Source organism: Synechococcus lacustris str. Tous, assembly GCF_003011125.1.
In the GTDB taxonomy this organism is placed as follows: domain Bacteria; phylum Cyanobacteriota; class Cyanobacteriia; order PCC-6307; family Cyanobiaceae; genus Synechococcus_D; species Synechococcus_D lacustris.
In genome coordinates, this window is the sequence record NZ_PXVC01000057.1 from 1 (window position 1) to 13,499 (window position 13,499).

Consider the following 13,499-nt stretch of genomic DNA (forward strand, 5'->3'; position numbering starts at 1 on the left):
CTTCTGGTTGCCGCCAACAGCGTGTGGTTGTTGTCCACCGCCGGGGATGGCGTTGACGGGCCTGTTCATAAAGATCAGCACGCTTTTTGCAAATTGCTATCGCCACGCCGCTATGCCTTTGCTGAGGCGTAACGAATTTGATGCCGCTATGGCGGTGTTGGTGGTTATACCAATCCACAAAAGAGGAAACCCATTGGCAGGCTTCTTCTTTGCTATTGAACGGCCGGTTGGGATAGTTCGGCCGGTATTTAACAGTGCGGAATAACGATTCGGAATAGGGATTGTCGTTGCTCACCCGTGGCCCAGAGAAGGATCTGAGTACCCCTAGCTCTTCTAAGCGCACCTCAAGGGTTGCCCCGCGCATTGACGTGCCGTTATCGGCATGCAAAATCAGCGGCTGTTTGCGGCGTCGGCTGACGCGTTCCTTTAGGCAGGCCCTACTCACCAGCTGAGCTGCTAATTCAGCTGATTCACTTTGCTCCACATCCCAGGCAACAACTTTTTGAGGAACATCCTGCCTATTGGGAGGGCTCATCCTTTTACGTACATCAGCTTGAACAGCAAGGCTGTAAGCAGTCATTAAGTTGCTCCATTAAGCCCCCAAGTGATTTAAATAAAAAGGCGTCAACTTTCTTGGCAGAGGGGGGATAGCTCGAGCAAGGCTTTATGCTATTTCATCGAGACGGCTATGATACAATCACTTGACGATTGTATTCCCCTAGGTAATGCTATGCGATTGCCCATAGCTTTTTCGTTAATTGTTAACTCTGTTGAGTTGTTCGTCCTGCAAGGAACTGGTATCCGCACTTTTAGTAGATCATTGGTTACTGCGCTCGGCAACAAAAAGGGCTTGCCTCTTGATCTTTTGATATCAACTACATCATCCTCTGGATCCGGTATGCTTGCACGATCTAATATATTCCAAGTGCATGTTAAAAAGAGCAGGCTTTATAGGGCGGCATTTGTAGCGCAGCTGAAGATAATACAGCTCTTACGCATATCCTTGTGGCCCTCAGTGCGCCGCCTTCAGCGTATTTCAGCAGCGCATCCACTGTGTCGTGGAGCTTTAGAAAAATGTTTTGGCGAAACTGCCACAGATAATATATTGGAGCCAACCCATGAAGCCGAAGAGCACACCCGTGGCAAAGGTTTGTTGTGCTCAAAATACTTGTTTGATGATGCAACCACATTGTTTAAACTAAATCGGCGGCTTCTTCATCTGAGCCTTCCACGGCAAATGCGCGGACGCCATGCCAATCGCCCTTTGTATCACAGCCCGCTTCCATACCCAGTTGTTATTAAWGGCTGCCTCAATGTTTGCACAATTCATGATCTTATACCCATCAGCCATCCTGAGCTCTGCCTTGATGATCCTTCATACTTCTATGATTTGGTCGACTCATTGCTGAATGTATGCGATGGCATCCATTGTATTAGCCATTACAGCGCAGCGCAGCTTAAGATATATTATGGTAACAAAAGCGACGGCAAGACATTTGTTGCTCATCAGCCTATTCCGCTATCCCATCTTACCTCTGGTTACCAAGAAAATGTGATCAATGCTCATCGTAGGCAGAGCGCACTGGGATCCTCCTGTGAGAGTAAATATATCTTGCAAGTGGGATCCATTGAGCCGAAGAAAAACCATCAGACAACACTCAATGCTTTCCGGCGGCTTCGAGAGAAAAACAGCTCCTTGCGTCTGGTCATTATTGGTAAACCTGGTTGGTTAACCGAAGATCTATGTGATTATTTGCCTGCTGCCAAGCCGGATGGTATTGAGTGGCTCCGCTCTGCAAGCTATGGTACCTTGATTCAATACATTCAAGGAGCCTCGGCCGTTGTATTCCCTTCGATAGTTGAGGGTTGGGGGCTTCCACCATTGGAAGCAATGTCCTTCGGCGCTCCCGTGGTGGTCTCCCCGATCCAGCCTTGCAAAGAGGCCTGTGGATCTGCGGCTCTCTACATGACAGACCCACTTGACTCGATTTCGCTAGCTGACAATCTGCAACATATGTTGTCGACACCAGAGCTAAGCGAGCAGCTCATCAAGAATGGGTTTGAGCAGGCAAAAAAATATAATGTTGGGCAATTTGCTGACGAACTTTTTAAAGGGTATGACAAGATTACCGTCTAATATATAAGCTTCGAATTGGCCTCAGTCCTCGCGTAATAGGGATATAAGTTGTGCGAGTGTGTTTTTTGCTCTGCTTAGAAAAGCTATTGAAGCTTAGAGGCGTGATTAGGAGAGGATCGGATTGGCGCGTAATGCGTTGATTAAGAAAGCCTATTTTGCAAGGCTACACAGTTCAATGTGATATAGAATTCACAGCAAAGGTTGCACTGATATATTGCCCTGGTCCTCCCGACCACACTTGAGACTTCTAGGGGGTCCCAACCGATCAGTAAAAGTAATGCAACCGCTGGAGATTTTATCACTGCTATGGGCTATAAGTGTATTCCGTTCATTTTTAGGCATGCTTATACTCAAGGCTTTTCAACGGCAAAGTATATGAATTCAGTCGGGTCATTTTCTTATAATATTATCTTGCGTGTGTTCAGTCCGTTTTACTCGGCTGTTATGTGCAGGTTCATCCAATCCACCGAAGATACTTCTATCTGATGCGAGTTCATTCGCTTAGCCAAGCTGGACGGGACGAGTACGTTGTCGGGGATGATCCAGATATCGTTTTGCAGCTGCAGGATGTTTGGCTTCGGATTCCCGTCCGAACCACTGAAACACGAACTCTCAAATCTGCTTTGGTGCGTTCCGTAACCGGTGGCGCCTTAAGGCGTTCTAGCGGTGGTGCGATGATAGAGGCGCTTAGGGGAATCAATTGTACTATCAGGCACGGGGAACGGGTAGCGCTGATTGGCCATAATGGTGCTGGCAAATCATCCTTTCTCCGGCTCGTATCTGGCATTTATTATCCCAGCTCTGGATTGTTTAGGGCTAGTTCCCCTGTTTTCCCTATGATTCAGAAAAGTTTTATCACGGCCCCTGATCTCAGTGGTACTCAAGCTGCTAAAGCTCATTACCTTTTGCAGCATGGCAGTCTTCGCGGCTTTGATACTTTTTTGTCAGACGTCCTAGACTTCTCGGGTCTAGGTGATTTCATTCACTTGCCAGTGAAGGGCTACAGCGAGGGCATGGCCTCAAGACTTTTGTTTTCGCTACTTACTTCTGGTTCCCATGATTGCCTCGCCTTAGATGAGGGGTTTGGAGCAGGTGACGCCAGATTTTTCGAGCGGGCCCAGCATCGGCTGCGTGAGTTTATCTCTTCCGCTGGAACCCTACTGCTGGCGAGCCACTCAGATGATCTTCTTGGCCAATTCTGCAAACGTGGTCTAGTTTTTAATGAGGGAAAGATTGTATATGATGGAACTCTGGAATCTGCGTTGAGCTATTATCATGAATAGCATTTATGAATCCTTGTCCTATGGCTGGCGTTCTCGCCGAGCCTGGTGGTTCACTGCTACGGCACGTACTCGAGCCCGGTTTGCGCGAACAGCCCTGGGTGGGTTCTGGTTGGGCTTGTCTAATCTATTTTCCATCGCCGCCTTGAGCCTCGTTTATGGAACTGTATTTCAGGTGCAAGACTTCACACAGTATGTGGTCTTTCTTGGCACTGGCTTAGTTGTTTGGAATACACTGTCTGCTGCAATTGGCTCTGCTCCGAGCTTATTTGAGGCAAATGCAAGTCACTTAAAGAATACCAATCTTCATCCAATATTCTATACACTTGAAGAGTGGGCGTTCCAGGTTCAAACCTTTTTTCAGTCTTTCCTCATGGTTCTTCTGGGCCTTACCTTCTTCAAGCATGATTTGTTTCTGAACTTATTGTTGTTTTCCTGGATCCCATTGGTCAATGTAGTGCTCTTTCTTTATTGGGTGCCGCTAGCAGTTTGTATTTTAGGTGCAAGATTTAGAGACCTCTACCAACTAGTCCCGATTGTGCTCCAATTGGGCTTTCTGTTGTCACCTATCCTCTACGACAAGAAAAATCTTGGTCGGTTTGCTTGGACAGCAGACCTCAATCCCATCTATCGAATTCTAAGCCCTCTGCGCCAAGCCCTGCAGGACGGTCAAGTTAACTTGCATCAGTCTTTGGTTGTTTTGATCTTTAATTTATTGGGTCTTCTGCTTGCTCTTTGGCTGCTTGCTAGGGATCGTAAGAACCTGCCATTTTTTGTGTAAAAACCTGCGGCTCCTGTTTTTTGTGAATAAATCGTTTTGTTGTCTTGGGGTTTAAATTCGTATTGTGCGCCAAGGCATCATGCAGTTGGGCTTTCTCGCCCGCCCTCGACTATGTTTGGTCTGAATGTATCTGTCAACGTTTTGGGGCTGGTCATGGCTGTATTAGTCTTGGAAGTGGATCTGGCACTCCGACCCTTAGCAACGCGGTTGCAAAAGTTCAATGAATACCGTAATCGAGCAACGCCTTCGGCTGGATTTGCTTCGAAGCAGCAATCTTTAGTCTTGGTCTTTTTTGGGTAGTAGATTGAAGGGGTGGATTATGGTGCTTGTACTTCTAGGGGGTTATTGTCCAAAAAGCTATTCACTTCTTCTAAGCCCCTGCAACGGCTCCGAAGCCCTTGCTTTTCTGCGAGCCGTGTTAGATGGCCTTCGTTACCTCCCTTTTGACCTGAGAGTGTTGGCGTTCTTCTCCCCCTCTCCTGCCGGCGACCATCATGCTGTCGCTTCTCAATTCTGTGCACCATTTCGAGTACACTAGATATTGGCGAAGCAGGAATGGCGATAACGATTTACAAGTAAACCAGGCGATTGCTTTATCTCCCTGGTCACTTTTTGCCTTACCGGGAGCCACTCCTCCGGCCCGGCCTTGGCGCTGCATCAGCAGCACCAAGGCTGCAAAGCCGCTCTTCTGGCTGCGTGAATCGTGGCCTGAGTCCCCAGCTCATACTCCTTCTGCGCTCCGCAGCAGCTCGCCATAGGCGCATCTAGCTGGGTTGGGCCCGATGCATACCTGCTATTGGTGCTGCACGAAAGGCAGATGGTTGTCCAGTGTCGTTGCTTTGTTTGGTCAAGGCTGCCTCGGTTCATCCCTACCCCCCGATCAAGTTAGGCTGCCGATCTGAACAACCCGGTGTTCCAGGAGCAGCGAGCGGCGGGGTGATGCAAGGCCAGCGAGAGACCTCGCGGCGATGACCAATTGTCACCACCAGGTCCACCAGTCCCTGCGCTGCCATTGCTTCTGGTTCACCCTTGAGGGCAGAGCTGGCCGCAGGGTGTCGCAGAGCAGGCCGATCGCCTCAATCTACCGCCCGCGAGACCGCGAGGTCGGTTGGGCCCTGCAAGTCGAGCAGGGCATAGGCCAAGGCTTCCAACTTCTCCACTGTAGGGCCTGGATCTGGGCGGTGCTGGTTTCGCTCAAGGGGCCGCAGCGGCGGTTGAGTTGGGGGAGAGATACTTTGGCTGCTCCTTGGGCTTTGCCCTCCAGGAGCCCCTCTTGGTGGCATTTGGCTTCGCCCTCCTGGCGGCCCTCAGCAAGCCAGTCCTGTACAGCCATGGTGTGGCGGATCTCCTCAAGGGGAATGCCGGCAATCACCATGATTTCTGCTTCGGTGAGCTAGGGAATCCGTTGCATAAGCATAGGCAGCAGAACCGTGTCCAGATCAGGGCGGCTGGCTCAACTCCTCCAGGCTGATCCAGTGCACGCACTCCATAACTCCCTGCAGCAGCCGGGGCGGATTGGATGGTCCCAGTCTCAGGCGGTGATGGGGCGTAATCACCACCACCTCCAGCAGCACCACCGGGAACTCAGGGCTGCCGGTTTCGGCGCAGCCCGTGCTCTCCCTGGGCCAGAGCACGCCCATCGAAGCGGGGGCTGAGCCGGTCATCACCTAACGCTTCAGGTCGGGAACACTTTGGAAGACGCGGTAATACCAGCGGTGGGTGTATGGCCTCCGGCCGACTTTGTCTACACTCCCTGCGTGCGCTGGCTAGCGAAAAGGAAGCCGGAGGTTGAGGTTGGGCTGTTGTTTGAGCGGGTCTTGAGGCACAAGATGTGGTGTGCCCAGGCGCATTAGCTTCAAGCCGTAGCCCCCTGAGCCGCCGGAGCCGGCTGGAACATAAACATCGAATAGATCACATTCCTTCGCATCTGCGTCATCATCTCCAAGAACATATCGTACACCTCATTCTTATATTCGATCAACGGATCCTTCTGGCCGTAACCTCTCAGGCCCACCGACTCGCGCAGGGCATCCATGGCCTGCAGATGCTCCCGCCACAGCGTGTCGATCTGCTGCAGGATGAAGTAGCGCTCGGCTTCCCGCATCAACCCCGGGCGTTGCTGCTCAACTTGGCCCTCCTTGATGTCGTAGGCATTGCGCAGCTGCTCCTGCAGGAAGGCCTTGAGCTCTTCGACGCCTAAACCCTGTAACTGGTCTGGGGTGAGATCTTCCAGGATATAAATAAACTCCTTGGTTTTATCCACCAAACGGCTGAGATCCCACTCCTCGGGCGGTAGCTCCGGGTTCAAGTAGGCATCCACGATGTCTTCGACGGTGCGCTCGCCGTAGCCGATCACTTGGGCCTTGAGTTCACGGCCTTCGAGCACCCGGCCCGCTCAGTATAAACGGCTTTGCGCTGGTTGTTCATCACCTCGTCGTACTCAAACACCTGCTTGCGGATGTCGTAGTAGTAGGTTTCCACCTTGGCCTCGCGCACTTGCTGCTCGTCGAGCTTGACCACGGCATCGTATTCAGCCTTCACCTGGGCGATGCAGTCGCGCAGCTCCAGCAAGGGGAGCTGTCGGTCGTCCCAAGCATTCACGCGGTCTTTGGCGAGGGTGTCCAAAGACTGCTGAGTCGACTCCGGGAGACTGTAGTTACAAATACTGCCATCTTCGCACACCACGGTAAGGGCCTGGGGCAGCAGCTCATCGAGCAAGGCCCGTTCCTTGGCGGCATTGCCTGCCACCTGCTCCAGCTTTTTGCGAAATTCCCCCGTGAGGCCGCGCAGCTCATTGTTTGAGAGGGGGACGATCTCCTCCTCGAGCAGGTTGATGTCAGAAACGATCGGCTGGTAGCGCTTCAGCCTGCGGGCATTTGGATCACCCAGCAGAAGCTTGAGCATTGAGGCGGAGCGGCCATCAATTTTTTCATTGTACCGGGAGGGGTGTGGTGGCTTTGCCCAGCCCGTGATCCAAGGGTTGTCGCCTAGTAATTCCGGGATTTCGCGGTCTTTGAGGTTTTGAGCGGCCCCGGTGCAGGGCTCCAGCAGCGGCCGGCCGGCGGCCAGCTCCATTTCAAACCCGTCGATGCGCTCCATCAGGTTGCGGATCACATTTGCTTCCGTCAAGGTTTCAGTTAGTCATAGCAGTCAGCGGTCGTTGATCACGCCAGGCCGATCCCGTGCCCCGAGGTGGATTTCGATGCCTATATTCCAGCGCCCCAGCTGAACCAGCAGTTGCTAGAGCACATGGTTTGACCGAAGGGCACCCGATCGTGCATTATCAATCCGTAGGTCGCTGAAGTCACGGCACCTGCGGATGTAGCTCAGTGGTAGAGCATCTCCTTGCCAAGGAGAGGGTCGAGAGTTCGAATCTCTTCATCCGCTTGTTAAAGCTAAGGCTACATTTAGCAATTAATGGCAAGATCTCAATCTTGTTGCGGGCAAATTAACCTCGTTTAAATAGCATTAGATCTTGACTAACTTGATGAACAAAGCCTAGTTGTTCGTAAAATCCCCTTTGCTGAGTTGTCATTAGATATATTCTTTCTACTTCTACAACTGCCCTATGGTTTATTAAAGCCTCAACAATAGTTCTGCCGTGGCCCAGGCCCTGATGATCGTTAGTTACCACTACATCCCAAAGCACAGCACGATATATCCGATCACTGCTTGCTCTGCCAAAGCCGATCAGTTGCTTGTTTTGCCAAAGGCTAACCACCGCTGCACTTTCCCTCAGCATTAAGCGCAAATCTGCAACGCTTCTTCCTCTACCCCAGGAGGTGTGGCTATGGAGCAATAGTTGTAGGTCCCGCAGGGGTAAGCGCCAGCAAAGGTTGCTATGGCTGATTAGGCGTGCAGACAATCGCTTAATAGTGATTTGATTGTGTATTAAAAACCCCCGCGCTCCATTGGCTGAAATCCATTGGCATTAAAGGGTTTAGCTGGACTCGGAACCTAATCGCAATGGTAAGCTGGTTGTAATCAATGGTTCCTTTAATGCTCAAGCTGTTGCTGGGTGATCCAAATGCCCGCAAGCTGAAGCGCTACCAGCCCCTGGTGAGTGATATCAATCTTCTGGAGGAGGACATCGCCCCCCTTTCAGATGAGCAGCTGCGCTTGCGCACYGYTGCTTTTAAGGCACAGCTTGAGGCCGCMGCCAGCCCAGCAAAGCAGCGSTTGTTATTGGAYGAAATTCTGCCCGAAGCCTTTGCCGTGGTGCGGGAAGCAGGCAAACGGGTGCTGGGGATGCGCCATTTTGATGTGCAATTRATCGGCGGCATGGTGCTGCACGATGGCCAAATCGCTGAAATGAAAACCGGCGAGGGTAAAACCTTAGTTGCCACCTTGCCCGCCTACCTAAAYGCCCTTAGCGGCAAGGGTGTGCATGTGGTTACCGTTAACGACTACCTGGCCCGCCGCGATGCGGAATGGATGGGCCAGGTGCACCGTTTCCTTGGCCTCACCGTGGGYTTGATCCARCAGGATATGAGCCCAGCKGAGCGGCGAAAAAATTACGCCTGTGATGTTACCTATGCCACTAATAGTGAATTGGGTTTTGATTATTTACGCGACAATATGGCAACGGATATTAGTGAGGTTGTGCAGCGGGAATTTAATTTTTGTGTGATCGATGAAGTTGATTCAATCCTGGTTGATGAGGCCCGCACYCCATTAATAATTTCGGGCCARGTGGAGCGGCCCCAGGAGAAATACCAAAGGGCRGCAGAACTGGCGCTCAACTTAGAGCGCTCGGCTGAGATTGGTAARGATGGCATTGATCCGGAGGGTGATTACGAGGTTGATGAGAAACAACGCAGYGTAATCCTCACCGATGAGGGCTATGCCAAGGCGGAGCAACTACTAGGGGTKACCGATTTATTTAGTGCCTCCGATCCCTGGGCCCATTTCGTTACCAATGCCCTGAAAGCAAAAGAACTATTTATTAAAGATGTTAATTATATTTTGCGCAATGATGAAGTGGTAATCGTAGATGAATTTACCGGCCGGGTAATGCCTGGTCGCCGTTGGAGTGATGGCCTGCATCAAGCGGTTGAGGCAAAGGAAGCTTTRCCAATCCAGCCYGAAACCCAAACCCTTGCCAGCATCACCTATCAAAACTTTTTCTTGCTCTACCCSCGCCTAGCCGGCATGACAGGCACGGCAAAAACAGAGGAGGTGGAATTTGAAAAAACCTACAAGCTTGAAGTGGCCGTGGTACCCACGAACCGCAGCCGTTCCAGACGGGATTTAGTTGATCAGGTTTTTAAGAGCGAATCGGGAAAATGGCGTTCAGTTGCCCTGGAAACCGCTGAATACCACCGGGCTGGTAGGCCCGTGTTGGTGGGCACCACCAGCGTTGAAAAAAGTGAGTTGTTATCWGCTTTGTTGCAGGAGCAAGGCATCCCCCACAACCTCYTAAATGCCAAGCCAGAAAATGTGGAGCGGGAGGCGGAGATCATTGCCCAAGCCGGCAGGGCTGGCGCCGTAACCATTGCCACCAACATGGCCGGCCGCGGCACAGACATMATCCTTGGCGGTAATACCGATTACATGGCCCGCCTGAAGGTGCGGGAGCTGCTGCTGCCCCGGCTTGTGCGGCCCGAAGAGGGCCATCGGCCACCTGTTCCTTTGCAGCGGGAGGCCAGCAGTGGTTTTGCTGCATCCAGTGCAAATCCCGCAAAACCCCCCAGTGAAGCAAGGGCGATCGGGCGTTTRTTTCCCTGTGAGCTCTCAGCCGAAACCGATGCGGCCTTGGCTGATGTGGCCCAGCGCTTGGTGAAGCTCTGGGGTGATCGTTCTTTATCAGTGTTGGAATTAGAGGATCGCATCACCAGCGCCGCCGAGAAGGCACCCTCCGATGATGAGGGAATTCTCAAGTTGCGTGAGGTAATTAGTGCCATCCGCCACAACTACGACACTGTTATTGCCGCAGAACAGGCCCAGGTGCGAGAGGCCGGTGGTTTGCATGTGATCGGCACCGAACGCCATGAATCACGCCGGGTTGACAACCAATTGCGGGGTAGGGCCGGGCGCCAGGGAGATCCGGGCAGTACCCGCTTTTTCCTTTCCCTCGAAGATAATTTATTAAGAATATTTGGTGGTGAACGGGTAGCTGGTTTGATGAATGCTTTTCGGGTAGAGGAAGATATGCCGATTGAATCTGGCATGCTCACTCGATCCCTTGAAGGCGCTCAAAAAAAGGTRGAAACCTACTACTACGACATTCGTAAGCAGGTTTTTGAATACGATGAAGTGATGAATAATCAACGCCGKGCTGTTTATGCAGAACGGCGCCGCGTACTCGAAGGAAGAGATCTCAAAAAACAGGTGCTCGGTTATGGCGAACGCACCATGGACGACATTGTTGAAGCCTATGTAAACCCAGAACTKCCCCCTGAGGAATGGGACCTAAGCCGTTTAACAGGCAAGGTGAAGGAGTTTGTTTACCTKCTCCAAGACCTGCAGCCAGAACAACTGCAAGGTTTAAATATGGAGGAGTTAAAGGCCTTTTTGCATGAGCAACTGAGGATTGCCTATGATTTAAAAGAGGTGCAAATCGAAGAATTGCGTGGTGGTTTGATGCGAGAAGCGGAACGTTTCTTTATYTTGCAGCAAATTGATACCCTATGGCGGGAGCACCTACAGAGCATGGATGCCCTGCGGGAATCCGTTGGTTTGCGCGGCTAYGGKCAAAAAGATCCTTTAATTGAATAYAAGAATGAAGGCTACGATATGTTCCTTGAAATGATGACTCAAATGCGYCGCAATGTTATCTACTCAATGTTCATGTTTCAGCCTCAATCACCTGAGCAATAGCTTGGATTCCATTTAGTTTAAATATTATTTTTTTTAAATMCCACTGCCTTCAAGAAATTCKATTATTTCACGATCGCGCAGRCTTTGGGAAGTGCCGCCGGGTTCGCTGCCGCGCTTTTCCTGTTGCAGSGCATTTTCAAGGGCATCGATCCTCTCCATCAAGTTGCGAATCACCTGGGCTTCCGCATCTGGCAGTTGGGAGTGGGCCAAGGGATCGATGCGAACCCCKGATTGATGGATCACCCGGCCTGGYACGCCCACCACKGTGCAGTCGTGCTCCACATCYCTCAATAGAACTGAGCCGGCACCGATGCGGGTATTGGCCCCCACGGTGATCCCGCCCAACACCTTTGCGCCCGCACCCACCACCACGTTTTCCTCCAGGGTGGGGTGGCGTTTGCCGCTYTGTTTACCCGTGCCCCCAAGCGTTACTCCCTGAAACAACAAACAGCGATCACCGATCACTGCTGTTTCACCAATCACCACCCCAGCTCCATGGTCGATAAATACCCCCTGGCCAATGCGGGCGCCTGGGTGGATTTCAACCCCRGTAAAAAAMCGMGCYACCTGGGATAAAAAGCGTGGCAGCAAYGGCAGCCCCAGGCCCCAGAGGCGATGGCTGAAGCGGTGCATGCAGATGGCATGTAGCCCCGGRTAGCAAAAAAGGATCTCGAGGCTGCTGCGGGCAGCYGGATCCCTTTCCCTGATGATTGAAATATCTGCTYTTAGGCTTTTGAACATTCCATCAATCCACCTCTTCGGCAGCTGGGCTTGCCGTTAGGCCGATCTCCTTACGCAGTAGATCGATCGTAGAGGCACCCAGATAACTTTCGGCGCAATGCACCTGTGGCATGCGCATMARCTGGGAGCGGTTTTGGCGCAGGGTTTGCTCCACCAGGGGCAAGCTCGGTTTATCGCACAACACRTGGCTAGCGGCGCGGCAGAGGGCCAACAGGCGGCTGCCCACATCTGGCGAGGCCGTCATCACCAATAGCTCYTGGCCGCGCATCGAATGGAGGATCACCTCCGCTGCCCTGAGGATGCCGGGGCTGATGCTCACAAGCCCAACGCAGCTGCCGGTTTTTAATTCCTTRAGCAGGTTTAGTTCGTGGCGGAAATCGTTTAGGTCTACCGCTACGGCGCGCACCCCATGGGCCTTGGCTAATTCCTCCACCGGTTGCAGGAAATATCTGCTGGTTACCACCGTGCCGTTATTGGAGCTTTCCAGCACCGCTTCCAATTCCTCTAGGGGCACCACCTGCACGGGTACATCCAAGTTTGGGGCCAGTTCTTCCGCGATCAACATCGATGCCCCCAGATCTTCCCTAGGGGTGCTCACCAGCACGCGGGCACCGCAGCGCAGGCGCCAATCAACCTCCCGGGTAAGCAATTCACGGGCCTGTTGCAGCGTGCAGCCGGCATTCAGTAAGCCATCGATGCTGCGGCGCACCTCCTGGTCGATATCGGGCCTGATGCGCGCCTTGGGGCCAACGGGTGCTTTTTGTTCCCTGGGYTTTTGTTGATCGCGCACATAAATGCCGGAGCCGGCCATTGCCTCCACCACACCATCATTTTCGAGCTGGCGATACACCTTGCTGATCGTGTTGCGATGCAGGCCGGTTTGCATCGCCAGCTGGCGGGTACTGGGCAATCGATGCCCCGGTGGGAAGTGGCGGGCGGCAATCGCAAAGCAGATCTGGTTGTAGAGCTGCGTGGAAGCCGGTATATCGCTTTCCTGTTGGATGTGAAAACGCACGCTCGGGTGTGACAGCAGCTCAACTGCGCCACGGTAGTGGCCCATGGGCTAGGTGACAATCTTGATTGCGTTTTTAAGCGGGTGCCACCTCGCTTACAGGTTCAGGGCTTAGTTCGGCCGCTGGTTTTGTTGCTGCACTAATCGGCAGGGTGCGCACCGCYTTTGTGAGCTGTTCCGGTTTGTCTTTRTTAAGTGGAACGCGGCGGGGGCCAAGGAACATGATCATGTTGCGGCCTTCCCGCTTGGGYTCCTGCTGCAGTTCTGCGCTTTCTTCTARATCCTTAGCCATGCGATARAGCAGCTGCTCAGCCAGGGCKGTGTGCTGGATCTCCCTACCRCGGAAGATCACGGTGCATTTCACCTTGTCGCCTGATTTAAGAAAACGCACTGCTTGGCCGATGCGCACTTGATAATCGTGCTCATCGATCTTGTAGCGCATCTTTACTTCTTTAACTTCCGTTTGRTGTGATTTCTTTTTTGCTTCCTTTGCTTTCTTTTCCTGCTCAAACTTGAATTTGCCGTAATCCATGATCCGGCATACGGGCGGATCAGCCTTTTCGCTCACTAAAACAAGATCTAATCCCCTTTCTTTTCCCACCTCTAGGGCTGCTTCCCTGGTGATCACCCCAAGTTGACTGCCGTCGGCATCCACAACCCGCAGGTTGGGATAACTGATCCTGTCGTTGATGTTTGGTAGTTCCCGAACGGGGGCGCGGCGATCAAAAC

Annotated in this window: 11 protein-coding genes, 1 tRNA gene and 3 pseudogenes; 5 read left to right on the top strand and 10 right to left on the bottom strand. The window is 52.3% G+C overall.

Annotated elements, in window-relative coordinates; all coding sequences use genetic code 11:
- Positions 1 to 580 (bottom strand): integrase core domain-containing protein (locus C7K08_RS10195; protein WP_241537195.1); only part of this gene is annotated, 580 nt, incomplete at its 3' end.
- 435 nt (positions 581 to 1,015) lie between these two features.
- Here C7K08_RS10195 and C7K08_RS10200 point away from each other — a divergent pair.
- The 3 genes from C7K08_RS10200 (at position 1,016) to C7K08_RS10210 (ending at position 4,198) form a co-directional block, all read left to right on the top strand.
- Positions 1,016 to 2,137, top strand: a complete 1,122-nt coding sequence (locus C7K08_RS10200) for a glycosyltransferase family 4 protein (RefSeq protein WP_161955884.1) — start codon at positions 1,016 to 1,018, stop codon at positions 2,135 to 2,137.
- Positions 2,138 to 2,811: 674 nt separating this feature from the next.
- Positions 2,812 to 3,420, top strand: a complete 609-nt coding sequence (locus tag C7K08_RS10205; RefSeq protein WP_241537197.1) for an ABC transporter ATP-binding protein — start codon at positions 2,812 to 2,814, stop codon at positions 3,418 to 3,420.
- Complete coding sequence (locus tag C7K08_RS10210; RefSeq protein ID WP_106500524.1) at positions 3,413 to 4,198, top strand: ABC transporter permease; 786 nt, start codon at positions 3,413 to 3,415, stop codon at positions 4,196 to 4,198. The genes C7K08_RS10205 and C7K08_RS10210 overlap by 8 nt, the downstream gene beginning before the upstream one ends.
- Before the next feature lie 1,081 nt (positions 4,199 to 5,279).
- On the opposite strand, the gene C7K08_RS15530 is transcribed toward C7K08_RS10210, so the two are convergent.
- From C7K08_RS15530 to C7K08_RS17040, 5 genes and pseudogenes are all read right to left on the bottom strand, one after another.
- A complete protein-coding gene (locus C7K08_RS15530) occupies positions 5,280 to 5,573 on the bottom strand; it encodes an RpnC/YadD family protein (protein ID WP_106500526.1) in 294 nt (97 codons plus the stop codon).
- A gap of 64 nt (positions 5,574 to 5,637) precedes the next feature.
- On the bottom strand, positions 5,638 to 5,862 hold the full coding sequence (locus C7K08_RS10225) for a hypothetical protein (RefSeq protein WP_106500527.1): 225 nt from the start codon (positions 5,860 to 5,862) through the stop codon (positions 5,638 to 5,640).
- A gap of 191 nt (positions 5,863 to 6,053) precedes the next feature.
- Positions 6,054 to 6,688 (bottom strand): annotated as a pseudogene (gene secA / locus C7K08_RS17030) (preprotein translocase subunit SecA); the annotation flags it as partial.
- A gap of 177 nt (positions 6,689 to 6,865) precedes the next feature.
- Positions 6,866 to 7,102 (bottom strand): annotated as a pseudogene (locus tag C7K08_RS17035) (hypothetical protein); the annotation flags it as partial.
- A gap of 75 nt (positions 7,103 to 7,177) precedes the next feature.
- A pseudogene (locus tag C7K08_RS17040) lies at positions 7,178 to 7,321 on the bottom strand (serine O-acetyltransferase); the annotation flags it as partial.
- A 192-nt stretch (positions 7,322 to 7,513) separates the two neighbouring features.
- Here C7K08_RS17040 and C7K08_RS10240 point away from each other — a divergent pair.
- Positions 7,514 to 7,585: transfer RNA gene (locus C7K08_RS10240), tRNA-Gly, on the top strand.
- A gap of 61 nt (positions 7,586 to 7,646) precedes the next feature.
- Here C7K08_RS10240 and C7K08_RS10245 read toward each other — a convergent pair.
- Positions 7,647 to 8,063: a GNAT family N-acetyltransferase gene (locus C7K08_RS10245; protein ID WP_241537196.1), complete on the bottom strand. Its 417-nt coding sequence runs from the start codon at positions 8,061 to 8,063 to the stop codon at positions 7,647 to 7,649.
- Positions 8,064 to 8,197: 134 nt separating this feature from the next.
- Between C7K08_RS10245 and secA (C7K08_RS10250) the strand changes: the two genes are divergently transcribed.
- Positions 8,198 to 11,017, top strand: a complete 2,820-nt coding sequence (gene secA / locus C7K08_RS10250; RefSeq protein WP_106500532.1) for a preprotein translocase subunit SecA — start codon at positions 8,198 to 8,200, stop codon at positions 11,015 to 11,017.
- A 33-nt stretch (positions 11,018 to 11,050) separates the two neighbouring features.
- On the opposite strand, the gene cysE is transcribed toward secA (C7K08_RS10250), so the two are convergent.
- The 3 genes from cysE to infC form a co-directional block, all read right to left on the bottom strand.
- Positions 11,051 to 11,758, bottom strand: coding sequence for a serine O-acetyltransferase (cysE, locus tag C7K08_RS10255; protein ID WP_106500528.1), 708 nt, complete (start codon positions 11,756 to 11,758; stop codon positions 11,051 to 11,053).
- Positions 11,759 to 11,762: 4 nt separating this feature from the next.
- Positions 11,763 to 12,773, bottom strand: a complete 1,011-nt coding sequence (locus tag C7K08_RS10260; RefSeq protein WP_106500529.1) for a GntR family transcriptional regulator — start codon at positions 12,771 to 12,773, stop codon at positions 11,763 to 11,765.
- Between the two features lie 73 nt (positions 12,774 to 12,846).
- A partial coding sequence (gene infC / locus C7K08_RS10265) for a translation initiation factor IF-3 (RefSeq protein WP_106500530.1) occupies positions 12,847 to 13,499 on the bottom strand: 653 nt, incomplete at its 5' end.